Below are 24,117 nucleotides of genomic sequence, written 5' to 3'. Positions count from 1 at the left end.
AAATTGCTTAATTGCGTATTAGATTAGGATGCCCTTTCTAAGCGCAGACCTGAATTAGTAAAAGATAGGAGACAAAATTTATATGTCTGAAACTAAAGTAAAACCGGCGAGATTAAGTAAGGTAGCTAAGGATTGCAACGTATCTCTATCTACCGTCGTAGACTTCCTTGGAAAAAAGGGAGTGGAGATCGATGCTAAACCCAATACTAAGCTTGATCCGGAGCACTATGAAATGGTGCTTAAAGAGTTTATGCCGGATTTATTGGTGAAGCAAGCGTCTAAACAAGAGACTATTGCTCGCCAGCCAAAGGAAACGGTGGCCTTAGATTACATGGAAGAAAAATCTAAGCCAGAACCTGAGGCAGAAACAGAGGCGGAATCAACCGATGATGCTAAAGCTGAAAAAGCAGATAACCCATCGGAGGAAACAACTGAGGAAAAAGCTGAGGTTGTGCAGGAAACTGTTGAAAGCACTGAGGAACCAGCAAAGGAAGAGCCAGTTGCAAAAGCAGAACCTGAAGTCGCTAAAGAAGAGCCTAAAGTAGAGGTTGAAAAGGTTGAAGAAAAGGTTGAAGAAGCTAAATCTGTACCTAAAGCAGCCGAAGTAGAAAAAGAGCCAGAAGTTGAAGCAGAGGCTGAAGCCCCTGCAGAAGCAGCAGCAGAGGAAAAGCAAGCTCCAGAAAGCAATGAGGAGGTGGCAGATGATGGATCTGGTCCTCGCGTTGTAGGGAAATTAGATCTTGCTAATCTCAATACGAAAACACGTCCTTCTAAGAAAAGTAGAGAAGAAATTCTCAAAGAAAAGAAGGCTGGAGAAAAAGCATTTAAAGAGGCTCAAGCTAAGAAAGAGGCGGAACGCAAGGTAAAAGAGGCCGAAGAAGCTAAGCAAAAAGCTGCTGAGGCTGAATCCAAGAAAAAGGAGGAAACCCCTGCTAAAAAGGAGGACGACGTAATTAGAGCTAAGGTTCAAAAATTATCGGGTCCAACTGTCTTAGGTAAAATGGAGCTTCCTACTAAACCTGAGAAGAAAAAGGCCGATGTTAAAAAGGTGGCTTCTTCTGAGGACAAGGCTGGTAATAAAAAGCGTAAGCGCAAGCGTATTAACCAACCAGACCAAAACCAACAAAGAGGTAGAGGTGGACAAGGTGGAAACCAAAGAGGTGGACAACGCGGTAAGGCGAGAGAGCCGAAACCAGAGCTTACCGAAGAGCAAATCCAAAAAGAAATTAAGGAAACCCTAGCTAGATTAAGTTCTGGTGGAGGGAAGAATAAAGGAGCAAAATTCCGGAGAGCAAAAAGAGATGCTATTTCTCAAAAAATGGAGGAAGAAGCAGCTAAAAAGCAAGCGGAACAAAAAATTCTTAAGGTTACAGAATTTGTAACAGTAGGTGAAATTGCTTCCATGATGGATGTTCCCGTTACACAGGTAATTTCTGCTTGTATGACCTTGGGGATCATTGCTGCTATTAACCAAAGACTCGATGCTGAAACCCTTACTTTAATTTGTGAGGAGTTCGGTTACAAAGTTGAGTTTGTGGATGCAGAGGAAACTGAAACCGTATTAGAAGAAGAGGATAACCCGGATAACCTACAACCTCGTTCACCAATTGTAACGGTGATGGGTCACGTAGATCACGGTAAAACTTCGCTTCTTGATTACATCCGTTCTGCGAACGTAATTGCTGGTGAGGCGGGTGGAATTACCCAGCACATTGGTGCATACAAAGTACAACTTGCCCACAACGAAAAGGAAATTACTTTCCTTGATACTCCTGGTCACGAAGCGTTTACCGCCATGCGTGCCCGTGGTGCAAAGGTGACTGACGTTGCAATTATTGTTGTAGCAGCGGATGATGCTGTGATGCCACAAACTAAGGAAGCAATCAATCACGCGCAGGCGGCTGAGGTTCCTATGATCTTTGCAATCAACAAGATTGATAAGCCAGGTGCTAATCCAGATAAAGTTAGGGAAGAACTAGCTCAGATGAATATCCTTGTTGAGGACTGGGGTGGTAAGTTCCAATGCCAAGAAATTTCTGCTAAGCAAGGTACTGGTATCGAAGAATTACTAGATAAAGTACTTCTAGAGGCGGAATTACTTGAACTTAAGGCAGATCCAGATAAAAGAGCTGCAGGTTCAGTTATCGAATCTTCACTTGACAAAGGAAAAGGTTACGTTGTAACGATGCTTGTGGAATCTGGTTCAATGAAAGTTGGAGACTTTATCCTTGCTGGATCTCAGTATGGTAGAATTAAAGCAATGCACAACGAACGTGGACAAGAGGTTTCAGTAGCTGGTCCTTCAGATCCCGTTTCAGTGCTCGGTCTTAACGGTTCAGTAAATGCTGGAGACCGTTTCCATATTGTTGAAGACGAAAGAGAAGCGAAACAAATTGCGGCTAAACGTCAACAACTTCAGAGAGAACAAGGTATCCGTGCTCAGAAACACGTTACCCTTGATGAAATCGGAAGACGTCTTGCACTTGGAGACTTTAAGGAACTTAACCTTATCGTTAAAGGGGATGTGGATGGTTCTATCGAGGCCCTTTCAGATGCATTATTGAAGTTATCAAATGAGAATATTCAAGTAAATATTATTCACAAAGCAGTTGGACCAATCTCCGATTCTGATGTACTTCTTGCTTCTGCTTCTGATGCGATTATCGTTGGTTTCCAAGTTAGACCTAACGCATCGGCTAAGAAATTGGCGGAGAAGGAAGAAATCGAAATCAGAATGTACAGCATTATCTATGATGCCATTGCAGAAATTAAGGATGCGATGGAAGGAATGTTGTCTCCTGATATTGAAGAAAGAATTGTTGGTACTGCAGAAATTAGAGAAACCTTTAGAATCTCTAAAGTGGGTGTTGTTGCCGGATGTTTCGTTCAAGAAGGTAAGATTGTTAGAAATAATAAGTGCCGCATAATTAGAGATGGAATTGTGATTTACGAAGGAAACCTTGGTTCTCTTAAGCGATTCCAAGACGATGCTAAAGAAGTACCACGTGGTATGGAGTGTGGTCTTAACATCGATAAGTTCAACGATATTAAGGTGGGCGATATAGTTGAAAGCTTCGAACAAGTCGAGGTTGCTAAAAAGCTGTAACGAACATAAAGCATATTAGGAAAAAGGGTTGTCAATTTTGGCAACCCTTTTTTGTTTATGATAATTCCTGACCTAGTGATATCTGGTCACTAGGTGTGTTCAAATAGGGGAGGGTGCTACTTGAGTCGAATATCCTTTCGCGCAAAGTAAGCTAATACGGTTTCAAGAATGGTGTCTTAATACCATAAAGGTATCGTTTAATCAAGCCTAAAAATTCTAGTTTGGATTACTTAATATCTGGTAAATCAATACGCTCAGATACTACATAAGCAGTTGGGAAATACCGCTTAATTCTTTGAAGAAAGGATTCCGCTTCTAGTTGTGTCCTAAAGTTCCCAACTCGAACTCTAAAGTTGGGCTCAAGCCAAGTGATATAGGATTTTACTGTAGGAAATTTCTTTAAAAACTCAGTTTTAGTTTCGGTGGCCTTTTCCCTTGTCCCAAAATACAGTTGAACTCGGTAACCGTCAATCCTTGGGTCCGCTGCTTTGCTGCTTTGAAAACGCTCTATTAAAGAAGAAACACTGGGTTCTATGATTAATTGAACATTACCGGTCATTGGCTGGTATTTCGATCCTATAGCATCGTCGATTGTCCATCTCTTTTGCACAGGACTTTGCCCCCAAGAAGAAAATGAAAAACCAACTGCAAAAACAAGAATAGATAGGATACGGATTGCCATAAATCAAAAGTTCAAAACAAAAGTACAAAGTGCATTTAAAGAACCACTTACACAGCAAACCAAATTATCAAAAATTGGTTATGAGTATGGTGTAAGTGGTTTATGTGGAACGCTGAACGGGGTTCAGTAGTGGAAGATTAGACTAGCTTAACATTAATTTAGAAAGATTATAAATTGACTAACCCATCTCAAAATCCTATGAATAAAGTAAGCAGAAAGGCACTTTCTATTAAATTTGCCGACACGAAATCGAGGATTAGAAATCCGCTTAATCCAAATTATATGGTGAGTTTGAGTAGGGTCATTTCAGGAAGCAAGCTACGTCTATTGCTAGTTTTTACAGCCCTTCTTTTTTCCTCTGCATCACTTTTAGCGCAACCGAACGGGGAAATTTTGTTTAAAGGAAACTGTGCTTCTTGTCACAGACCTACAGAAGAACCTTTAACGGGTCCGGGACTAAAAGGTGCGAGAGAGCGTTGGGCAGGGCGCGAAGAGTTGTTGTATCAGTGGATCAAGAATCCTCAAAAGGTATTGAACTCTGGCGACGCTTATGCGAATGAGTTGTACAAGAATTGGAAATCTTCCGGGGTTATGCCAGCGCAAGCGGTTAACAACGAGGAGATCGACGCTATTCTTGATTATGTAGAGGCGTATCAACCTCCGGTAGCAGCTGCTGGGCCAGTAGAGGCTGAAGGTGGAGAGGCTACTTCGGCAGATACCGATACTACCTGGTACGTATTAACTGCATTGTTAGCATTAATTCTGGTTATTGCTATTTTCTCGCTTGCAGGTGCAAGGAGAGCGATGGCAATGGCAGTTGCTCGCGAAGCAGGTAAGGAATACGACGGTCCAAATACCTATGCCGACGCATTTAGATTGTGGGTAAGAAAAAATCAATTACTAGTTATCTTCTTAATCGTGGTTGCTCTTGTAGCGGTCTTGAGAGAAGGGTGGTATGGTCTTTCTGGTGTTGGTGTTTACGAAGGGTATAAGCCAGAACAACCAATTTGGTTTAGCCATAAAGTACACGCTGGTCAGAATCAGATTAACTGTGTTTACTGTCATAACTCGGCAGAGAAATCTAAACACGCAGGAATTCCTACAGCGAACATTTGTATGAACTGTCATACAGCGGTTGCTAAAGGGAAGATTACTGGTGAAAAAGAAATCAACAAAATTTATGCTGCTGTTGGTTGGGATAAAGAAACTAGGTCATATACAGGTGAGACACAGCCTATCAAGTGGGTGAAAGTGCACAACCTTCCAGATCACGTTTACTTCAATCACTCTCAGCACGTAGTAGTTGGTGAGATAGAGTGTCAAGAATGTCACGGTGAAGTGGAGAAGATGGATGTTGCACAACAACATGCTCCACTTACTATGGGATGGTGTATTAACTGTCACAGAGAAACCGAGGTTAAAATGGCTGATAACGGCTATTACGACGAAATTCATAACAGATTAACTCCAGAAGAACTTAAGAAATATTTAAATGGTGATGAGCAAATTACTGCCAGCGAATTAGGTGGTATTGAATGTGCTAAGTGTCACTATTAATCATTGTTCGAACTAAGGCCTATGGCATCGATGAATAAAAAATACTGGAAAGGTTTAGAAGAGCTTCATCAAACTGAAGCTTTTCAAGTAAAAGCCAATAAGGAATTCAGTGAGGAAGTTCCTGTAGAGGAATTCTTATCGAACCAAGAGCAATCTTCTTCTTCAACTTCAAGAAGAGATTTCCTCAAATTCATGGGATTCTCTATCACAGCGGCAACTGTTGCAGCATGTGAGGCTCCTGTAATTAAGTCTATTCCTTACGTTAACAAACCAGAGGACATTACTCCGGGTGTAGCAAATTTCTATGCGTCTTCTTTTTACGACGGATTTGATTTTGCAAACGTAATGGTTAAAACTCGTGAGGGTAGACCAATTCACATCAAGGGGAATAAAAATGGATTTACAAAAGGGGCGGTTAATGCAAGAATTAACGCTTCTGTTTTAAATCTTTACAATACAGCAAGAGTTCAACAGCCACAGTTAAAAGGTGAGGCAACAACCTGGGGGCAGTTAGATGCTAAAGTTGTGGGTGAGCTAGAGAAGGCTGTTTCTGCTGGGAAGAAAGTTGCTTTAGTTAGCAATTCCATCATTAGCCCAAGTGCAAACAAGCTTGTTGCAGAATTTGCTGCGAAATACAACGGTGAAGGCGAGAGCTTTAACCATGTAACTATCGATGCAAATTCATTCTCTGCCATAAGAGAAGCACATGAAAGCCACACTGGGAAGGCTATTATTCCTTTCTACGACTTTGCAAAGGCAAAAACTTTAGTTGCCGTTAATGCAGACTTCCTAAACGATTGGGTTTATCCAGCTGCCTTTACAAAGGGTTATGCTGAATTGAGAAATCCAGAGTCTGGTTTATCAAAGCACTATCAAATTGAAACCACCATGTCTTTATCTGGTTCTAACGCAGATGTTAGAATGATGATGAAGCCTTCTGAAGAGGGGTTAGTGGTAGCTGCAATTTATAATCACATCGCTGCTAAGGCTGGAGCAAGCTCTGTTTCTGTTAGTACAGGAGATTGGGCTGCAAAAACTAAAAAGGTAGCCGAGGATTTATGGTCTGCAAAAGGGGCTTCTCTTTTTGTTTCTGGATCTAAACTGAAAGAAGTACAAGAATTAGTAGTTGCCACCAATAAATTATTGGGTAACTATGGTTCTACTCTAGATACTAACCAACCAATTAACCTGGGGCAGCAAATGGATAGCGAGGTTTCGCAACTTATTGCTGATATGAATTCAGGTGCTTATGGTGCGGTTATAATCGCAGGAACTAACCCTGCATACTATTTAGCTAACGGGGATAAATTCCTAGCTGGATTGAAAAAAGTAGCTTTCTCAGTTGCTATTGCTGAGTACGCTGATGAAACGGCCGCAAATTGTACTGCAATTGCACCGGACCATAACTATTTAGAGTCTTGGAAGGATGCCGAAGCAAGAGTTGGCGAATTAAGTTTAACTCAACCGGCAATTAATCCATTATATAAGACACGTCAGTTCGAAGAGAGTTTATTAGCTTGGATGGGGTCTGCGGATTCTTTCCATGCATACATGAAAAAGAACTGGCAAGAGAATATTTTCGCTGCAACTGGTAAAATTGGTTTAGCTGCAGATTTCTGGCACCAAAGTCTTCACGATGGTGTTGCCAAAGGAGCGGTTAAGTCTGAAAGTCTTTCTTGGACTGATTTCGATGCTAGCGCAACTGCAAGTGCAATTTCTAAGTTAGCCAAACCAGTGGATGGAATAGAAGTTAAATTCTACCACAAGGTTGGTATTGGTTCAGGAGCTCAGGCTGCTAACCCATGGCTACAAGAGATGCCAGATCCAATTTCTAAAGTAACGTGGGATAACTACGTAACCATGGCTCCTTCTGATGTTGAGCAAATGGGATTAAATGGGGAAATTGGTCAAGAATTACCAGCGAGTCTAGTAACCGTTTCGGTTAATGGAAATGAATTAAAACTTCCTGTTTTCCCACAACCAGGACAAACTCCAGGTACTATCGGTATCGCATTAGGATATGGTCGTGGAGCAAATGGTGAAAACATTGGTAAATCTGCTTTCCAAACTGGAGAGTATGGTGGATACGTAGAGGGAGAAAACGGTAACAAAGTTGCTATCGGAAAGCGTGTTGTTCAAATGGCTGCTGCCTTCGGTGCAACTCATATCGATGCTGCATTTGGAGCTACCGTGGCTGCTACTGGAGAAGAATATCCTTTGGCATGTACTCAAACGCACCATACCGTAATGGGAAGAGAGTCTGTAGTAAAGGAAACTACACTTGGAGTTTTCCAACACGGACATAAACACGATTACAACCATGGACACACCCTTCCTATCCATACTGAAAATGGAATGGAAAAAGTGCCTGTATCTGAGGTCGATCTTTGGGATGCTCACCCAGTTGAAGGTGTTGGACACCGTTGGGGTATGAGTATTGATCTTTCAACTTGTATTGGTTGTGGATCATGTATTACCGCTTGTCACTCAGAGAATAACGTTCCTGTAGTAGGTAAAGATGAAATTCGTAGAAGCCGTGATATGCACTGGATGCGTATCGACCGTTACTTCTCTTCCGCTGAGGAGAAAGTAAGGGAAGAAGGTGGAGATTTCAGCTACGGAGCAATGGAAATTCCAGAACAGAATCCTTCGGTAGTTCACATGCCAATGATGTGTCAGCACTGTAATCACGCACCTTGTGAGACAGTTTGTCCAGTAGCTGCAACTACACATAGTAACGAAGGGTTAAATCAGATGACTTATAACCGTTGTATTGGTACACGTTACTGTGCTAACAACTGTCCTTATAAAGTACGTCGTTTCAACTGGTTTAACTACAAAGCATACAAGAAATTTACAGAGGTTAACCCTGCACAAGACGAAATGGGCCGTATGGTATTAAACCCAGACGTAACTGTTCGTTCTAGAGGGGTTATGGAGAAGTGTAGCCTTTGTGTTCAGCGTATCCAAGCTGGTAAATTAGATGCTAAGAAAGCAGGAAGACCAGTTAAGGATGGAGAAGTTCAGTCGGCTTGTGCTGAGGCTTGTCCTACAGATGCAATTGTATTTGGAGATCTTAATGATAAGAACTCAAGAGTAAGAAAACTTGCTGATGGTAACCGTGCATACAACGTGCTAGAAGAAGTTGGTACTCGTCCAAATATCTACTATCAAGTTAAAGTTAGAAACGCTGAGCAGCATAGCGAAGCTTAAACAGGATTCAGATGCATAAAGAAGCAGCGATAAGAGAACCGTTAATTTTAGGTCACAAGACCTATCATGACATTACCGAGGATGTGGTAAAACCAATTGAGGATAAAGCTCCTCGTCCTTGGTACATATTATTATCCATTGCCGCTATTGTTGGTCTTTGGGGTATAGGATGTATCCTTTACCTTATCGGAACCGGTATCGGTGTATGGGGGCTTAACAAAACAGTAGGTTGGGCTTGGGATATCACCAACTTCGTATGGTGGGTAGGTATTGGACACGCAGGAACACTTATTTCTGCCGTACTTTTACTTTTCCGTCAGAAATGGAGAATGGCAATTAACCGTTCTGCAGAAGCGATGACCATCTTCGCGGTAATGATGGCAGCCCTTTTCCCTGGAATTCACATGGGACGTATTTGGATGGCATACTGGGTATTACCTCTACCAAACCAATTCGGATCACTGTGGGTGAACTTTAACTCTCCACTTCTATGGGACGTATTTGCGATTTCTACTTATTTCTCTGTATCCCTAGTATTCTGGTACATTGGATTAATTCCTGATTTCGCAACGATTAGAGATAAAGTAACCGATCCAATTAAAAAGAAGGTTTATGGAATGCTTTCTTTCGGATGGAGTGGTAACGCAAAACACTGGAATCGCTTCGAGGAAGTATCTTTGGTTTTAGCAGGTCTTGCAACTCCACTTGTATTCTCGGTTCACTCTATTGTATCTATGGACTTTGCTACCTCGGTTATCCCTGGTTGGCACACCACTATTTTCCCTCCTTACTTCGTATCAGGAGCGGTATTCTCTGGATTTGCAATGGTACTTACCCTATTGTTAATCATGAGAAAGGCTATGCACCTTGAGCCATACATTACAATTAAGCATGTTGAGTACATGAACATTGTAATTATTGTAACAGGATCTATCGTTGGGGTTGCATACTTAACAGAGCTATTTGTTTCTTGGTACTCCGGTGTTGAATACGAATCTTACGCATTCATTAACCGTTTCTCAGGACCTTATGCTTGGGCATACTGGTGTATGATGACTTGTAACGTTATCTCTCCTCAGTTGTTCTGGTTCAAGAAAATTAGAACCAACTTATTTGCAACTTTCATCCTTTCGATTGTAGTAAACATCGGGATGTGGTTCGAGAGATTTGTAATTATCGTTACCTCGTTACACAGAGATTACCTTCCATCTTCTTGGACAATGTTCTACCCTACATTTATTGATATAGGGGTATTCATTGGAACGCTTGGGTTATTCTTTACATTCTTCTTATTGTTTGCAAGATATTTCCCAGTGTTAGCACTTAACGAGCTAAAAACAATCTTAAAATCATCTGGAGAGGCGTATAAAAACGATGAATCTCACTAAGGTTTAAAGACATGGCAAAAAACGAAAAAGTAATATACGCGATGTACGACGATGATGGAGCATTAATGAACAGTGCGAAGTCATTAGTTGACAAGGGAGTTAGAGTTAGAGATGTATTCTCTCCATTCCCTATCCACGGAATCGATCCTATTATCGGTGTAAAACCAACCCGTTTAGGTGATATGGCCTTTATCTATGGTTTAATCGGAATGACACTTGCTATCGTTGCAATGCGTTATTTTATGATTGTAGATTGGCCAATGAACATTGGTGGTAAACCAAGTTTCTCACTAATAGAAAACCTACCGGCATTTGTGCCTATTACCTTTGAGTTCACCGTTTTATGTGCAGCTCACGGTATGGCCATTACATACTTATTAAGATGTAAAACAGTGCCATTTGCACCAGCTCGTAACCCAGATCCACGTACCACAGACGATAAGTTTGTAATGGAAATCAGAACGGAGGACAACCATCAGGTTTCTGCTTCTGAATTATCTGAGTGGGTCTCTGCTACCAATCCATTCGAATTGGAAGAAAAGGATTACGAAGTAGCTGAAGAAGATAAATACTAAGAAAGAAGAGCATCGAGATATGAAAATGAAATCATTTAAATATATAGTAGCGCTTCCTGCTCTTGCATTTGCAGCGACTTCTTGTTCTACAAATGAGCAGAGTCCAGGAGTTGAGTACATGCCAGATATGTACCGCTCTCCGGCTGTTGAGGCATACGTAGACTACGAAAACCTTGATGAGCTATCGGTTAGAAAACCAGTTGAGGGTACTATCCCTAATACAGGTTCATCTAGCGACGCTTGGATAAACTTCCCCTACCCATACCCTAACACTACAGAGGGTTATGAGAAGGCAGGTGCGGAATTAAAATCTCCTCTTAAGACTACCGAAGCTTCCTTAGCGAAAGGAAAAGATATCTACACCAAATTTTGTCAGCACTGTCACGGAGAAAAAGGTGGCGGAGACGGTGGTGTAGTTACCAATGGTGGATATCCACCTCCTCCAGCGTACAACGGGCCGCTTAAAAATCTTGAGGAAGGTAAAATGTTCCACACCATTACCTACGGTAAAGGGCAGATGGGATCTCACGCTTCTCAGCTTAATAAGAAAGAGCGTTGGTTAGTAATTCAGTATGTAAAGGCATTGCAAAATAACGGTACTAATCCCGACTTAGTGAAGGAAGAGGCTGCTGCAACTGCTGAGAATATTTAATAAGATAAAGTATCCGAAATGGAATTTGTATTTTCTAAAAAGGCGAAACGATCTACGTTTGTGTTAATGGCAATCGGAATTATATCTATTCTGGTTGGATTTTTCACAGACCACTCGGATCATCACAACCACTTCTGGTCTAACATCTTGGTAAATAGCTTTTTCTTTTTAGCTATTGGATTAGGAGCTTTATTCTTTTATGCACTCCAATACGCTACCGAAACAGGTTGGACTGTATTGGTTAAGCGTATATTCGAAGGAATTTATTCAAGTATCCCCGTATTCGGCGGAATCTTAATTTTTGTTCTTCTAGTTGGAACTTTCGGCGGGCACCACATCTATCACTGGATGGATTCACATGTGTTCGATCCAACTTCTGAACATTACGATGCTATCATCGCTGGTAAAGCAGCATACCTAAACAAACCTTTCTTCTGGATTAGAACCCTTGTTTACATCGGTACATTTGTATTCTTTGCAAGATTATTCCGCAAGAAATCTCTGGAGGAGGATCAGGTAGGGGGTACTGAAATCCACAAATTCTTATACAAAAGAGGTGCTTTATTCTTAGTATTCTTTGCTGTATTCTCATCAACTCTATCTTGGGACTGGTTAATGTCCATTGATACGCACTGGTTCTCTACCATGTATGGTTGGTACACTTTCTCTGGAATGTGGGTTTCCACAATGATTACTGCTATCCTTTTAATCAGATGGTTAAAGGGTAAAGGATACCTTCCATATGTAAACGAAAACCATATTCACGATTTAGGTAAGTGGATGTTTGCACTTAGCTTCTTATGGACATATCTATGGTTTAGCCAGTTTATGTTGATTTGGTACTCTGATATTCCTGAAGAGGTAACCTACTTTGTGGAGCGTATCGAGCACTTTAAAGTTCCTTATTTCCTAATGGTAGGAGTTAACTTCATTCTTCCAATGGTGATGTTAATGTCTAGAAACGCCAAGAGAACAAATAGCATCCTTCTTTTAGTAGGATCTATCATTTTCCTTGGGCACTGGTTCGATGTTTACCTACTTGTAATTCCAGGTGCAACGCACCACTGGCATTATGGTCTTTTTGAGGCGGGAACATTCTTAGGATTTTTGGGATTATTTATTTATCTGACATTAAATGCGTTTACCAAAGCTTCATTCTTACCTAAGAACCATCCATTCTTAGATGAGTCTAAGCACATGCACATTTAATTAGGGAGTTAATAGAATTAGAAAAACAATAGACAAATGAGCAATTTGATGCTTTTTATCGTGTTAGTTTTAGTGGTAGTTGCAATTGCCCAGCTAACTCGAATTTACGAACTAGGAAGAAAGCTCAAGCAACAACGCGAAGAAGTAATTAGCGATGCTAATAATAAGCTGAACGCAAATTTGTGGATGGTTTTTATGGTAGCTTTTTACGGTATGTTTATTTGGTTAACCATTGCATACTGGGATAAAATGCTTCCTCCATCAGCTTCGGAGCACGGAGTTACCATCGATAACCTAATGACACTTAACCTTGTGTTGGTTTCAGCGGTTTTCTTTGTAGTGAATACACTTCTTTTTTGGTTCTGCTACAAGTATTACTCTAAGCCAGGTAGAAAAGCAGTTTTCTTCCCACACGACAATAGGTTAGAGTTATTTTGGACCGTAGTTCCAACTGTAGTGCTAGCTATTATTATCATTACCGGGTTAGTAGCTTGGGATGATATTACCGACGAAGCTAGCGAAGACGCCATCAATATTGAGTTATACTCTAAGCAATTCGACTGGACTGCTAGATACGGAGGAGCAGATAACCAATTGGGAAGCACTTCTTTCAACTTTATTTCTGGTACGAATCCACTAGGAATTATAACCAATGAGTCTATCGATACTAAGCTTGCTGAAATTGATGAGCAAATTAAAGCGAATGAAACTCGTTTGGAAGAGGAAGTAATGTCTGATGCGGTTGAAGAAAGCGTTAGAGTTGCTACGCGTAGACTTTATGCACAACGCGCTAGAATCAATGGTTTAAAAATAAGTGACGAGCAGATGAAACAAGGTTACGATGACAGAATCGTAAAAGCTGAGTTTCATTTACCAGTGGGTAAAGAAGTTCGTTTTACTTTCCGTTCACAGGATGTTATCCACTCGGCTTATATGCCACATTTCCGTGCTCAAATGAACACGGTTCCAGGAATGACAACTACCTTTAAGTTTACTCCTACCATTACTACCGACAGCATGAGAACCATGCTAGGAGATGAGAATTTTAACTACACGCTTCTTTGTAACAAGATTTGTGGTTCTGCCCATTACAACATGAAAATGGACATTATCGTAGAATCTGAAGAAGATTATAAGCGTTGGTTAGAAGGTCAAAAAACATTTGCCGAAGCCTACGGTTTAAATGATCAAGAAGAAGGTTTAGCAGAAAATTTAAAAAAGTAATCAATGGCTGGTACAGTACATACAGCAGGTCACGCACATCACCACGAAGAAACGTTTCTAACGAAGTGGGTATTTAGCCAGGATCATAAAATGATCGGGCGCCAGTTCTTAGTAACTGCAATTGTTATGGCTATTGTAGCCATGATGATGTCTGTGTTCTTTAGACTTCAATTAGGATGGCCAGGAGAATCTTTTGGTATCCTTAATACTTTCCTAGGAGACAAATGGGCTCCAGATGGAATATTAGATCGTAATATGTATTTGGCATTGGTTACAATGCACGGTACTATTATGGTATTCTTTGTATTAACTGGAGGATTATCAGGAACCTTCTCTAACCTACTTATTCCGTTACAAATTGGAGCAAGAGATATGGCTAGTGGATTCCTTAACATGCTTTCCTACTGGTTCTTCTTCATTTCTTCTGTAGTAATGATCATTTCATTATTCGTAGAAAGTGGACCAGCAGCAGCAGGTTGGACAATCTATCCTCCTCTATCAGCTCTTCCACAGGCAGTTCCTGGTTCTGGTCTTGGTATGACCCTTTGGTTAGTTTCGATGGCAATTTTCATTGCTTCGTCTCTTCTAGGTGGTCTTAACTATATCGTTACCATCCTAAACCTTAGAACTAAGGGAATGAAGATGACAAGATTGCCACTTACTATTTGGGCATTCTTCATCACTGCTGTACTTGGGGTATTATCTTTCCCAGTATTATTCTCAGCAGCGTTACTTCTAATCATGGACCGTTCTTTTGGTACGGCATTCTACTTATCAGATATTTATATTGCTGGTGAAGCTTTAGATGCTACTGGTGGATCGCCTATCCTATTCCAGCACTTATTCTGGTTCTTAGGTCACCCAGAGGTATACATCGTAATGCTTCCTGCATTGGGTATTACTTCAGAAATTATTGCAACAAACTCTAGGAAGCCAATTTTTGGATACCGTGCAATGATTGGTTCTATCTTGGCAATTGGATTCCTTTCGTTTATCGTATGGGGTCACCACATGTTTGTTACCGGGATGAATCCATTCCTAGGGTCTGTATTCGTATTTACAACACTTCTTATTGCTATTCCATCCGCGGTTAAGGCATTTAACTACATTACCACGTTATGGAAGGGTAACATCGTGTATACCCCAGCAATGTTGTTCTCTATTGGGTTGGTATCGTCTTTCGTAACTGGTGGTGTTACGGGTATTATCCTGGCGGATTCCACATTAGATATCACCGTTCACGATACTTACTTTGTTGTAGCTCACTTCCACATTGTAATGGGTCTATCTGCCATCTTTGGAATGTTCGCAGGTGTTTACCACTGGTTCCCGAAAATGTATGGAAGAATGCTTAACACTAAGCTTGGTTACGCGCATTTCTGGATTACTATTGTAAGTGCTTACGGGGTATTCTTCCCTATGCACTACCTAGGTTTGGCCGGTGCTCCAAGACGTTACTACGAGTACTCTGAGTTTGCTATGTTTGATCAAGTTGTTGATTTGAACGTGCTAATTAGTGTTTTCGCAATAATTGGTGCAGCTGCTCAAGGGATTTTCTTATTTAACTTCTTCTATAGCATTTTCAAAGGACAGAAGTCAGTTCAAAACCCATGGAAGTCTAATACACTTGAGTGGACTACACCAGTGGAGCACATTCACGGAAACTGGGAAGGTGAACTTCCAACTGTACACCGTTGGGCTTACGACTATAGCCGTTACGAAGAACAAGATTATATGCCTCAGACCGTTCCATTAAAAGAAGGTGAAGAGGATCATTAGAAATATTGTTTCAATGAATAGTAAAAAATCCGCTGCTGCTTTGCTTCAGCGGATTTTTTTGTTGGGGTTTGTCCTTATCGGAACGGCTTCTATTAGCTATGGCCAGGTGGGAAAATTGTTGAAGTCTGAAATCAATGAGAATGAACCCAAATTTTTGTTGCGCCTAGATGGGAAGAATTCCTTCATTGCTAACACTCAGGTAAAGATTCAAGGAATACAGGTTGGTGCTAATTTTGGGAAAAGGTTGCAACTGGGGGTTGGATATCACACCAACAGACTTGGTAAAAGTGCTCCGCTCGCGGCGAATTCTATAAACGAAGAAGTCTACTTAGATTATGGTTCTGTTTTCCTAGAGTACTTATTCTTTAATAAAGGCCGTTTTACAGCCTCCTATCCTTTGCAGATGGGAATTGGTGATATCAGTAGTAAAATAACAGGAGAAAGCACCGGAGAACATAATTTCCTAATGATTTATGAGGCGGTAATGGTTGTAAACTATCACCCAACAAAAATATTTTCAATAGGTACGGGCTTGGGTTATCGAGTTTTGCTTTTTGGAAATAGAAGTTTTGGCTTAAATTTTAATTCGCCCATATATAGCCTTAAATTCAACCTCAATTTCGAGGAGATATTATCCAAATTAAACCAGACGGATCTTGGAGGATTTTGATTTTAGAGATGACGATGCCTTAGCAGGCGAAAGAGATGTCGATAGAGTACTTCGACCCCAATCATTTGAGGATTTCAGTGGTCAGAGGCAAGTTTTGGATAATCTTAAGGTGTTTGTTGAGGCCGCAAAACATCGAGGAGAATCACTAGACCATGTTTTATTACACGGTCCCCCCGGTTTAGGTAAAACTACGTTGGCAAACATCATTGCAAATGAGATGGGAGCTGATTTAAAAATAACCTCCGGTCCGGTTTTAGATAAGCCAGGAGATTTGGCTGGATTATTGACCAATTTGCAAGAAAATGATATTCTTTTCATAGATGAAATTCACCGTCTGAATCCGGTTGTGGAGGAATATTTATATTCAGCGATGGAGGATTTCAAAATCGATTTGATGATCGATGCGGGTCCTTCCGCAAGAAGTGTTCAGATTACGCTTAATCCCTTTACTCTTGTTGGAGCCACAACAAGATCAGGATTATTAACTGCGCCGTTAAGAGCCAGGTTTGGAATTAACTCTCGATTACAGTACTACCAGCCAGAAATACTTTCGGGCATTGTAACAAGATCTGCAGACATTTTAAATATTCCTATCAGTCCAGAAGCATCTCAAGAAATAGCAGGAAGGTCTCGTGGAACTCCCAGGATAGCCAATGCATTACTTCGTCGGGTTAGAGATTTTGCGCAGGTAAAAGGCAGCGGGCGTATCGATTTGGCGATTACGACCCACGCATTAAACGCATTAAATGTGGATCACTATGGCTTGGATGAAATGGATTGTAAAATCCTTGAGGCCATAATAGATAAATTTAAGGGTGGGCCTGTTGGTTTAACTACCATCGCTACAGCGGTGGGGGAACAAGCGGGAACAATTGAAGAAGTGTACGAACCCTTTTTAATCCAAGAAGGCTTCTTAATCCGTACCCCTCGTGGTAGAAAAGTAACGGAAAAGTGCTTTAAACATTTCGGGAAACTTCCTGGTGGGCCAGATGAATTTAAGCTATTCTAATGGACCTATTAAAATCCACTCGAACCCAAACCGTAAAGCAAATAGCCGCCGATTTAGGTTTTGATTTTTGTGGTATTTCCAAAGCAGAACAATTGCAGGAAGAGGCTAAGGGTCTTGAGCTTTGGCTTAAAAAGGGGTTTCATGGCGATATGTCGTACATGGAAAGGAACTTCGATAAGCGCATAGATCCGCGGATTCTTGTTCCAGGTGCCAAATCTGTGATTAGCTTGCTGCTTAATTATTACCCATCAGAAAAGCAGCGAGAAGACAGTAAATACAAGATTTCTAAATATGCCTATGGTAGGGATTACCACAAGGTGATTAAAAAGAAACTCAAACATTTTCTCCATGCCATTACCGAACAAATAGGGGAGGTCGGCGGACGAATTTTTGTCGATTCTGCTCCGGTAATGGATAAGGCATGGGCAAAGAAATCTGGATTGGGATGGATAGGAAAGAACACCAACTTAATCAATAAGGGAAGTGGGTCTTTTTTCTTTATCGCCGAATTAATTTTAGATCTGGATTTGGAACCAGATGGCCCCATTAAAGATTATTGTGGTACCTGTACCAAATGTATTGATGCTTGTCCAACTGATGCTTTAATTCAACCTTATCAGATTGATGGTTCTAAATGTATTTCCTATCTCACAATAGAGCTAAAAGAGAATATCCCCAATAATTTTAAAGGGAAAATGGACGATTGGGCTTTTGGTTGCGATGTTTGTCAGGATGTGTGCCCATGGAATCGATTTTCAACCCCCCATAAAACAGAGGATTTACGGGCAAATAAGGAAAGAATCCAAATATCCGATAGGGGGTGGGAAGAAATGACGGAAGAACTCTTTGAAGAGCTTTTCAAAGGGTCTGCAATAAAAAGAACCCAATATCGCGGTATAAAACGCAATATTGGGTTTCTTAAGAATAGTTAGTCCGCTATTATTTAGCCTTTGCTTTGGCTACTTGTAGTACTTCTTTAGAGTTGATATCGTACACAAATGCCACAACACTTAGCTTAGATTTTCTCCAGGTGCTATCGATTTGCGTTTCAATTCCAATTGGAAAAATACTATCCGTGGGCACCTTAGAAATTCCCGTAAGCAGGGTTCCGTATGGTCCGTTAAATGATTTTCTAAGGACGTGATTGTGCACGTAGTCTGGCACATCACCGTCTGGAAGGTTTGGGTCTCCTCCTGTGTTTTTGTAGTTCTTTTGCCAATCTACAATGCTGTCTTCTAGTAACACGATGTTAATCGCCAGATTGGAATCTAGTTTTGTAAGAGGCTGAATAAAAGCCTGACCACAGATTTTGTCGTCGTTAATTTTAGCGGCAACGTTAAGTTCTAAATCGGCCAAACGACCAATAAACTGGGTGGCTTTAGACTCCCAATCTGGATATGCGACCACTTTATTACCTCCATTGTCCAACCTGTTTACCATTCCGTTCGGATTTCCAACGGCAGAGATTCCAAAATCTAAGTCCCACTTTTCGCTGGCCTCGCAAGTGAAATCGGTAGAATATTTTCCACTGGATCTATATTCAGCGAAGAATCCAGCATGTACACCCATAACCACAACGTCGTTTGGATATTTTTGCTCTATGCGTTTGGCCTCCAGCGCAGCGGCGGGGCAGTTTCCACATTTGTGGCCCGTGTAATCCTCTATCAAAACGCGTCGGGTTGTAAAGGGTACTAAATCGGGAAATTCTACTTCGCAAGCTGTTAACTGAACTTGCTCGGGGATGGGGTTGTCTATTTTATCGCAAGCAAATAATGCTGCACAACACAGTAATCCAAATAATTTCTTCATCACTTATCTCCTAAAAAGTTCCACTTACAGTTAACGAAAAACCGCTTGATGCAGGTACATTTCTACAAACACCACCTACACAGAATATTCCAGCACGCTGCTTACCTAGGTTGGCAGTAATTCTGAAAGCATCCTTGATATATCCTATTGAACCAACGAAATAATGTACGCGTCGGGCCTCTTCTGGATTTCCGTAGTTGTATTGATCAAATACGGAGAAAAACCAGTGTGGCGAAATGGTATATTCTAAAATCGCCGAAGCCCAGTCTCCTTGATCTTGCTCGGTTGCCATGTGCTGCATCTCCAGTCGAAGTGCTTTTTTTCTAGCAAGCTTATAGGTTACATCCGCTATATGTATTGAGGCTCTGACATCTTTCGACCCTTCAAGCCCTTGTACAACCGACATGTTGTAAAACAGATTCACGTAGTTATATACAAAGGACCATTCCTTATTTAATTTCTTACGCAACTCAATGTTTAAGTCCTGAAAATATTCTCGCTTACCTGGTTTAAACACCGTGCGTTCATACCCTTGTAGTTTTTCGTCCAAAGAATCGGGAATACCAACTTTTTCTAGTTCCTTAACTCGACTGTAGTTTACGCTTAAATAAGTCCCGTATTTCCCACCCAGCAGGGTACCTCTTTGGAAGGTATAAAGCAGTTCTATTTGATCACCAAACTCACCATTGGGTTGAACCGCATATGGATAAAAGCTTGCCGCTAAGTTGTAGGTATGCTGGCGGTTAAGGGCAGGTATATAATTAATGAATAGATTATTGCTTTGTGCATTTCTATCCGATCTAAATGACATATTATCTACGGCTTTAATACCGTATGTAAGTCCAAATCCCTTTGTAGAATATGACGCGCTGGCTAAAAGTGCCTTACCATTGTGATAGATGTATCTATTATCAAAGGATGGGTCATTTGCTTTGTAGGCATATTCTGCCTGAACATTAATCCCCTTGGTGTTTGCGTATTGCACTCTTCCGCTGAATGCAGCCACATTTTCCGGAAGATTTAAATCGGGGCGGTTATCTTCCTGATATTTACTAACTACAGATCCACCCACAATAACCGAATGCTCGTAAGATCCATCAGGTTTTAATAGGTCGGATAAGCTCACTTCTGTATCCAAGCCCCTTACAATTCCAGGGCCATTGTCGAAGAAAATTCTTTGTTTACCCCAAAGGGCTTTAATGTTGATAGCCTTGTGAGGCTTGTAGGTTAAACGAATCCCATCAAAGGCATTATCGTATCCTAATCCTGGGGAATTGTATGCTCTCAGAACTAATCCACTTCCGAATTGCTCGTAAAAATTCCCAACGGTTACCGAGTAATTATCATCTCGGTAGGATACAAAGCGATATGGAATTCCTTGTCCAGTGTACCCAGTTGGAAATCCGAGTAGGGGATTTTGATAGGCCTCGTATCTAATTCCCGCACTAATTTTATCGTTGCTGTACAATAGGTTTAAGAAAGCGTTGCTCAGCATTTTTTCATCGGGCTGAATGGCATCAATTAATGTGTCTTCCACATAGTATTGGCCGTTAAACTCGAAGTTTCCGCTGAACTTTCCTCCCACCTGAGCACTAAGATTGAAGGATATAAAAAGGAGAATAAAAGGGGCTGCGTATTTACAGATCTTCACCGTTAGCTACTTTTGTGATTACGTCGTACAATTCTTCCTCGTCACCAGCAGCGTATCCATTGTGCTGCCATACGATTTTCTTATTTCCGTCTAGAACAAAGGTATGAGGAGGGTTGGTAACATTCATAGCACGAGCAAGATCCCCATTGGAGTCCAATAGAATTTCGTATTCCCAGGCTCTACTGTTTGCATAAGGACCAACTTTTGCTACGTTTCTAGAATCGTCGATAGAAACCGCGTAAATAACAACACCTGTTTCATCTTGCCAATCTGGATAAAGATCGTGGATGGTATTTAATTCCTTTTTACAAGGTCCACACCAAGTTGCCCAAAAATTGATGATAATGGGTTTACCATCATTATCGATATCAGCGCTGTTAAAGGATTTTCCCGCTAGTGTTTTAACGGTAACCGATGGTAAGTCGGTAGATTGAGCCATAAGGGCTACAGAGAAACAAATTGAAAGTAAAGTTACTAGGTATTTCATGGTTTTATAATTTAAAAAAGCCCTCCGGAGAGGGCTTTTGAAAAGTGAAAATAACAAGAATTTCTGGTTTACAGCTTCACAACCTTAACTTGCTTAGCGCTTCCGTTCACGTTTACCGCTACGGTATAAACACCAGCATTAACGTTAGATAGGTCTAAAGAAACTTCTTGAGATCCAGCATTAACCTCTACTAATTCAGAAGCAACAACCTTGCCAGTTACATCCATAACTACCACGTTAGCAGAAGCATTTCTGATAGCATCGATGTTTAGGTTAAGAACGTTGTTGAATGGGTTAGGAGAAGCAGTTAATTCTGCAACTACGCTTTCTTTTTCTTCGATAGAAGTAGATTTAGAAGTGTTTCCACCACCAATAATCTTTTTGCTTCCCATGTGCTGAACGAATGCAACAACGTATAGATCTTCGAACTCCTCAACAGTGTGCTCAATTTCGTGATCAATTCTGTCACCTGCATTGTTAGGTAAACGGTAGTTACCTTGGAAAGTGTAAGAACCGGAAATGTTAGTAGCAACACCAGCTTTTAAATCAGGAAGTGGTTGACCGAGAACACCTGTCAACATCTTCTTCATTACCTGGTGGAATTCAGTTTCACCGTTGCTTTTAACGTTGTTATCTGTTTTTCCTTCTATAATTTGAATGTTAACGTTTAACGCCCCCGCAGGAATGTCAAAGTCAGGAGTTACATCTACAGAATATGTAACAGTTTTAGTAGCTGGATCAACATTATAAGTTCCAGAAACCACAACTACACTAGGAATGTCCTTGTGATCGTTGTAAACCGTATTGTTGAATGCTCCACCATTAGGGTTTTGGTTCCATCCACCATCAATCGCTGTGTTAGGAATAGAGTTAACTCCGTAGAATCCTCTTCTTGAAACCGCTTCATCAGTACAGTATGGATCACCTGTTCCTGGGAAATCCTGTTGGTACTTAATCATAACGTACTCTTTAGGATCTTTTGGATCCATAACACTATGGATTTGGGTGTTACCAGGAAGACATGGTCCACAAGTTGAGCTAGTAAATACCTCAATTACCGGAGTTCTTGGGCTAGACTCGCCATCTTTGTAGAAAATAGCATCTGCCATTTGTGTATCTGCCGAGTACGATACTCCGTTAACAGATTTAATGTTAGCAGTTACTCTAAAGAAGCTTGCTCCTGAAGGTTGTACAATGTTTGGAATAATAATGTCATCAGATTCCGCTGGTGCAATGTTTAATCCTGTAAAAGAGTAAGACTCAGTAGTACCACCGTTAACGTCGTAATCAACTTCAATGTCGGTAATCACATCACCACCAGTGTTTTGTACATTAATTCTCATTCCATATCTACCAAAGGCAGGAGAGTAAGTAATAACTTTAATACCACCTAGCGTTCTAACAATGTCAGAGTAGTTAGTGTTAAGGTTAATTGCTACTGGATTGAAAACAGTAACGTCATCAACTATCCAATATCTATCTCCCGTAGAAGTAAATTCGAATTTCAAGTAAACCTTTGGTTGGTTTGCCGCAACTGCAGTAAGATCAACGTAAGTTAAAATAGGGTCGGTTATTTCACCAGTGTTAGAATAAACCGTAGTCCAAGTGGTGCTATCGTTAGAAGCTAACACCTTACAAGTAGAGTTACTTTGGATGTGGCTAAATAGCTGTTCAAAAGTCATCATTACTTTATCGTAAGAAGAACAGTCGAAACCTGGAGAAGTGATAGTGGTATGCCCTTGATGGGTGGTTCCTGCTCCGGTATTATATCCGTTAGCATATAAACTTCCATCTGCTCCTGAGGTGAACAGAGAAGTGTTGTTTAATGTAACAATCTGGAATTGCTCTGGGCTGTTCCCCAGATTTTCGATGGTCCAGTCTGGAGCACCGTTGGCAAAAGTCTCAGTATAAATCACCGTTTGAGCGAATAATCCGCCGGTGAAAACTGAGGCTAGTAACAAGAGTAATAGTCTTTTCATAGGATCTTTAATTTTTTGCGACACTAAATTGCGGCAACTAAAGGGTTTTGCCAAATCATCTAATTGGAAAGATTAGTACAATTCTTGGTGTTTTATAGAGAAGGTTTAGGCCGCTGACTGACGGTTAGCTCCCGTTCGTCGAAAATTTAACCCTAGGTAAAGAAATCTTTAATTCCTTTGTCAACAATGAATTGCGGGAATTTCAATTATAATCTCCAAATTAAATTTGGAATAATTTTTCTACCTCAAAATTGTAAACACCACCGTTTTGGTAGATTATTCTGAACACTCAAAACCATCCGCAAAAGCCCATTATTTCTATAATTTTGAATCTCAAATAAAACAAACAGGAGTATGAAACACTTTACCCTTTTACTAGTATCCTTAGCAATTACCCTTACCTCATTTTCTCAAATACGTTTAGAAAAAACAGAAGTAACCGTTAAAATGGGTTACACTGAATACGAAAGAGGTGTTTACGTTAAAGTATATAACGATGCAAATAACACCGCTGAAGTTGACATGAGAAGAGAGTTGGTTAAAGAGGTATTTGGAAGTATTAATTATTTCTGTTGGGGGGTTAATTGTTACCCAGCCAACGCTAACCAAAGTAACCCAGAGGCTAGTGTTATTATTGATCCACAGGGAGTTGATGAAACCTTTACTGCTTATTACAACCCCGAAGAAAGACCAGGTGTTACCGAAATCGACTATATATTTACTAATGCAAATGACACGTCGGATAACCAGAGGTTAACTATCATTTTTGATGCAACCGAAGCTACAGTAGGAATTAAAGAACTTGCTAAAAACCAGGTGAAAGTAGCCTATAGCGCAGCAAATGAGCAGCTTACACTTGCGCTTTCTAACTTAGAAGGTGCAGGAAGCATTGAAATTAGAGATATAACTGGTAAGGTTGTATTTATGGATGATGTACGTTTAGACGATGGAGTTCTAATTGTACCAACACAAAGATTTACAAAAGGAATTCACTTAGTGAACCTATTAAATGAGAATGGTGAAGTGCTAAACATTAGCAAGGTTTCTATTTTCTAATAAAGCCATTACTGAAATAAAAAAGGGGATGATCAGCGATCATCCCCTTTTTTATTTACCCTAGGGCAAAG

General features: G+C 40.7%; 18 protein-coding genes. 13 read left to right on the top strand and 5 right to left on the bottom strand.

The genetic code is table 11. The features are described 5' to 3' along the window. The first annotated feature begins 82 nt into the window (after nucleotides 1–82). Nucleotides 83–3,106 carry a translation initiation factor IF-2 gene (gene infB / locus FRX97_RS00200; protein ID WP_147012160.1) on the top strand — a complete coding sequence of 1,008 codons (3,024 nt, stop codon included), beginning with the start codon at nucleotides 83–85 and terminating at the stop codon, nucleotides 3,104–3,106. 226 nt (nucleotides 3,107–3,332) lie between these two features. On the opposite strand, the gene FRX97_RS00195 is transcribed toward infB, so the two are convergent. Continuing rightward, nucleotides 3,333–3,788, bottom strand: coding sequence for an SPOR domain-containing protein (locus FRX97_RS00195; protein ID WP_147012158.1), 456 nt, complete (start codon nucleotides 3,786–3,788; stop codon nucleotides 3,333–3,335). Nucleotides 3,789–3,986: 198 nt separating this feature from the next. Between FRX97_RS00195 and FRX97_RS00190 the strand changes: the two genes are divergently transcribed. Genes FRX97_RS00190 through queG form a run of 11 tightly spaced genes read left to right on the top strand, consistent with a single transcriptional unit; the run spans nucleotide 3,987 to nucleotide 17,996 of the window. After that, the gene (locus FRX97_RS00190) at nucleotides 3,987–5,345 is read left to right on the top strand and encodes a c-type cytochrome (RefSeq protein ID WP_147012156.1); all 1,359 of its coding nucleotides are present in this window, start codon (nucleotides 3,987–3,989) and stop codon (nucleotides 5,343–5,345) included. Between the two features lie 30 nt (nucleotides 5,346–5,375). Then, nucleotides 5,376–8,558 carry a TAT-variant-translocated molybdopterin oxidoreductase gene (locus FRX97_RS00185; RefSeq protein WP_223266528.1) on the top strand — a complete coding sequence of 1,061 codons (3,183 nt, stop codon included), beginning with the start codon at nucleotides 5,376–5,378 and terminating at the stop codon, nucleotides 8,556–8,558. An 11-nt stretch (nucleotides 8,559–8,569) separates the two neighbouring features. Continuing rightward, entirely contained in the window at nucleotides 8,570–9,946 is a 1,377-nt protein-coding gene (gene nrfD / locus FRX97_RS00180; RefSeq protein WP_147012152.1) for an NrfD/PsrC family molybdoenzyme membrane anchor subunit, read from the top strand. A gap of 11 nt (nucleotides 9,947–9,957) precedes the next feature. Further along, nucleotides 9,958–10,521, top strand: coding sequence for a DUF3341 domain-containing protein (locus FRX97_RS00175; protein ID WP_147012150.1), 564 nt, complete (start codon nucleotides 9,958–9,960; stop codon nucleotides 10,519–10,521). A 19-nt stretch (nucleotides 10,522–10,540) separates the two neighbouring features. After that, nucleotides 10,541–11,173 carry a c-type cytochrome gene (locus FRX97_RS00170; RefSeq protein ID WP_147012148.1) on the top strand — a complete coding sequence of 211 codons (633 nt, stop codon included), beginning with the start codon at nucleotides 10,541–10,543 and terminating at the stop codon, nucleotides 11,171–11,173. Between the two features lie 18 nt (nucleotides 11,174–11,191). Further along, entirely contained in the window at nucleotides 11,192–12,382 is a 1,191-nt protein-coding gene (locus FRX97_RS00165) for a quinol:cytochrome C oxidoreductase (RefSeq protein WP_223266527.1), read from the top strand. Nucleotides 12,383–12,418: 36 nt separating this feature from the next. Then, nucleotides 12,419–13,606, top strand: coding sequence for a cytochrome c oxidase subunit II (locus tag FRX97_RS00160; protein ID WP_147012146.1), 1,188 nt, complete (start codon nucleotides 12,419–12,421; stop codon nucleotides 13,604–13,606). Between the two features lie 3 nt (nucleotides 13,607–13,609). Beyond that, complete coding sequence (locus tag FRX97_RS00155; protein WP_147012144.1) at nucleotides 13,610–15,385, top strand: cytochrome c oxidase subunit I; 1,776 nt, start codon at nucleotides 13,610–13,612, stop codon at nucleotides 15,383–15,385. A 13-nt stretch (nucleotides 15,386–15,398) separates the two neighbouring features. After that, complete coding sequence (locus tag FRX97_RS00150) at nucleotides 15,399–16,055, top strand: hypothetical protein (protein WP_147012142.1); 657 nt, start codon at nucleotides 15,399–15,401, stop codon at nucleotides 16,053–16,055. Beyond that, nucleotides 16,039–17,064: a Holliday junction branch migration DNA helicase RuvB gene (ruvB, locus tag FRX97_RS00145; RefSeq protein WP_147012140.1), complete on the top strand. Its 1,026-nt coding sequence runs from the start codon at nucleotides 16,039–16,041 to the stop codon at nucleotides 17,062–17,064. The genes FRX97_RS00150 and ruvB overlap by 17 nt, the downstream gene beginning before the upstream one ends. Beyond that, nucleotides 17,064–17,996, top strand: a complete 933-nt coding sequence (gene queG, locus FRX97_RS00140) for a tRNA epoxyqueuosine(34) reductase QueG (RefSeq protein ID WP_147012138.1) — start codon at nucleotides 17,064–17,066, stop codon at nucleotides 17,994–17,996. Before ruvB ends, queG begins: the two co-directional genes overlap by 1 nt. A gap of 7 nt (nucleotides 17,997–18,003) precedes the next feature. Here the strand turns inward: queG and FRX97_RS00135 are convergent, their stop codons facing one another. The 4 genes from FRX97_RS00135 to FRX97_RS00120 all read right to left on the bottom strand — a co-directional run bounded on the left by FRX97_RS00135 (nucleotide 18,004) and on the right by FRX97_RS00120 (nucleotide 22,990). After that, the gene (locus FRX97_RS00135; protein ID WP_147012136.1) at nucleotides 18,004–18,873 is read right to left on the bottom strand and encodes an Omp28-related outer membrane protein; all 870 of its coding nucleotides are present in this window, start codon (nucleotides 18,871–18,873) and stop codon (nucleotides 18,004–18,006) included. 10 nt (nucleotides 18,874–18,883) lie between these two features. Then, complete coding sequence (locus tag FRX97_RS00130) at nucleotides 18,884–20,524, bottom strand: DUF6029 family protein (RefSeq protein WP_147012134.1); 1,641 nt, start codon at nucleotides 20,522–20,524, stop codon at nucleotides 18,884–18,886. Next, the gene (locus FRX97_RS00125; RefSeq protein ID WP_147012132.1) at nucleotides 20,511–21,011 is read right to left on the bottom strand and encodes a TlpA family protein disulfide reductase; all 501 of its coding nucleotides are present in this window, start codon (nucleotides 21,009–21,011) and stop codon (nucleotides 20,511–20,513) included. The genes FRX97_RS00130 and FRX97_RS00125 overlap by 14 nt, the downstream gene beginning before the upstream one ends. Nucleotides 21,012–21,079: 68 nt before the next feature. Beyond that, nucleotides 21,080–22,990, bottom strand: a complete 1,911-nt coding sequence (locus FRX97_RS00120) for a T9SS type A sorting domain-containing protein (protein WP_147012130.1) — start codon at nucleotides 22,988–22,990, stop codon at nucleotides 21,080–21,082. Nucleotides 22,991–23,344: 354 nt separating this feature from the next. On the opposite strand from FRX97_RS00120, the gene FRX97_RS00115 reads away from it, so the two are divergent. Next, nucleotides 23,345–24,046, top strand: a complete 702-nt coding sequence (locus FRX97_RS00115) for a T9SS type A sorting domain-containing protein (RefSeq protein WP_147012128.1) — start codon at nucleotides 23,345–23,347, stop codon at nucleotides 24,044–24,046. The last annotated feature ends 71 nt before the right edge of the window (nucleotides 24,047–24,117 follow it).

The organism is Luteibaculum oceani, from assembly GCF_007995015.1.
GTDB lineage: Bacteria > Bacteroidota > Bacteroidia > Flavobacteriales_D > Luteibaculaceae > Luteibaculum > Luteibaculum oceani.
The sequence above is the reverse complement of the archived record's forward strand: the minus strand, read 5'-3'. Positions and strand labels throughout refer to the sequence as shown.

Excerpts from the sequence above, each read along its gene's own strand:
- infB (WP_147012160.1), top strand. The coding sequence starts at position 83 with ATGTCTGAAACTAAAGTAAAACCGGCGAGATTAAGTAAGGTAGCTAAG.
- FRX97_RS00195 (WP_147012158.1), bottom strand. The coding sequence starts at position 3,788 with ATGGCAATCCGTATCCTATCTATTCTTGTTTTTGCAGTTGGTTTTTCA.
- FRX97_RS00190 (WP_147012156.1), top strand. The coding sequence starts at position 3,987 with ATGAATAAAGTAAGCAGAAAGGCACTTTCTATTAAATTTGCCGACACG.
- FRX97_RS00185 (WP_223266528.1), top strand. The coding sequence starts at position 5,376 with ATGAATAAAAAATACTGGAAAGGTTTAGAAGAGCTTCATCAAACTGAA.
- nrfD (WP_147012152.1), top strand. The coding sequence starts at position 8,570 with ATGCATAAAGAAGCAGCGATAAGAGAACCGTTAATTTTAGGTCACAAG.
- FRX97_RS00175 (WP_147012150.1), top strand. The coding sequence starts at position 9,958 with ATGGCAAAAAACGAAAAAGTAATATACGCGATGTACGACGATGATGGA.
- FRX97_RS00170 (WP_147012148.1), top strand. The coding sequence starts at position 10,541 with ATGAAAATGAAATCATTTAAATATATAGTAGCGCTTCCTGCTCTTGCA.
- FRX97_RS00165 (WP_223266527.1), top strand. The coding sequence starts at position 11,192 with ATGGAATTTGTATTTTCTAAAAAGGCGAAACGATCTACGTTTGTGTTA.
- FRX97_RS00160 (WP_147012146.1), top strand. The coding sequence starts at position 12,419 with ATGAGCAATTTGATGCTTTTTATCGTGTTAGTTTTAGTGGTAGTTGCA.
- FRX97_RS00155 (WP_147012144.1), top strand. The coding sequence starts at position 13,610 with ATGGCTGGTACAGTACATACAGCAGGTCACGCACATCACCACGAAGAA.
- FRX97_RS00150 (WP_147012142.1), top strand. The coding sequence starts at position 15,399 with ATGAATAGTAAAAAATCCGCTGCTGCTTTGCTTCAGCGGATTTTTTTG.
- queG (WP_147012138.1), top strand. The coding sequence starts at position 17,064 with ATGGACCTATTAAAATCCACTCGAACCCAAACCGTAAAGCAAATAGCC.
- FRX97_RS00135 (WP_147012136.1), bottom strand. The coding sequence starts at position 18,873 with ATGAAGAAATTATTTGGATTACTGTGTTGTGCAGCATTATTTGCTTGC.
- FRX97_RS00125 (WP_147012132.1), bottom strand. The coding sequence starts at position 21,011 with ATGAAATACCTAGTAACTTTACTTTCAATTTGTTTCTCTGTAGCCCTT.
- FRX97_RS00120 (WP_147012130.1), bottom strand. The coding sequence starts at position 22,990 with ATGAAAAGACTATTACTCTTGTTACTAGCCTCAGTTTTCACCGGCGGA.
- FRX97_RS00115 (WP_147012128.1), top strand. The coding sequence starts at position 23,345 with ATGAAACACTTTACCCTTTTACTAGTATCCTTAGCAATTACCCTTACC.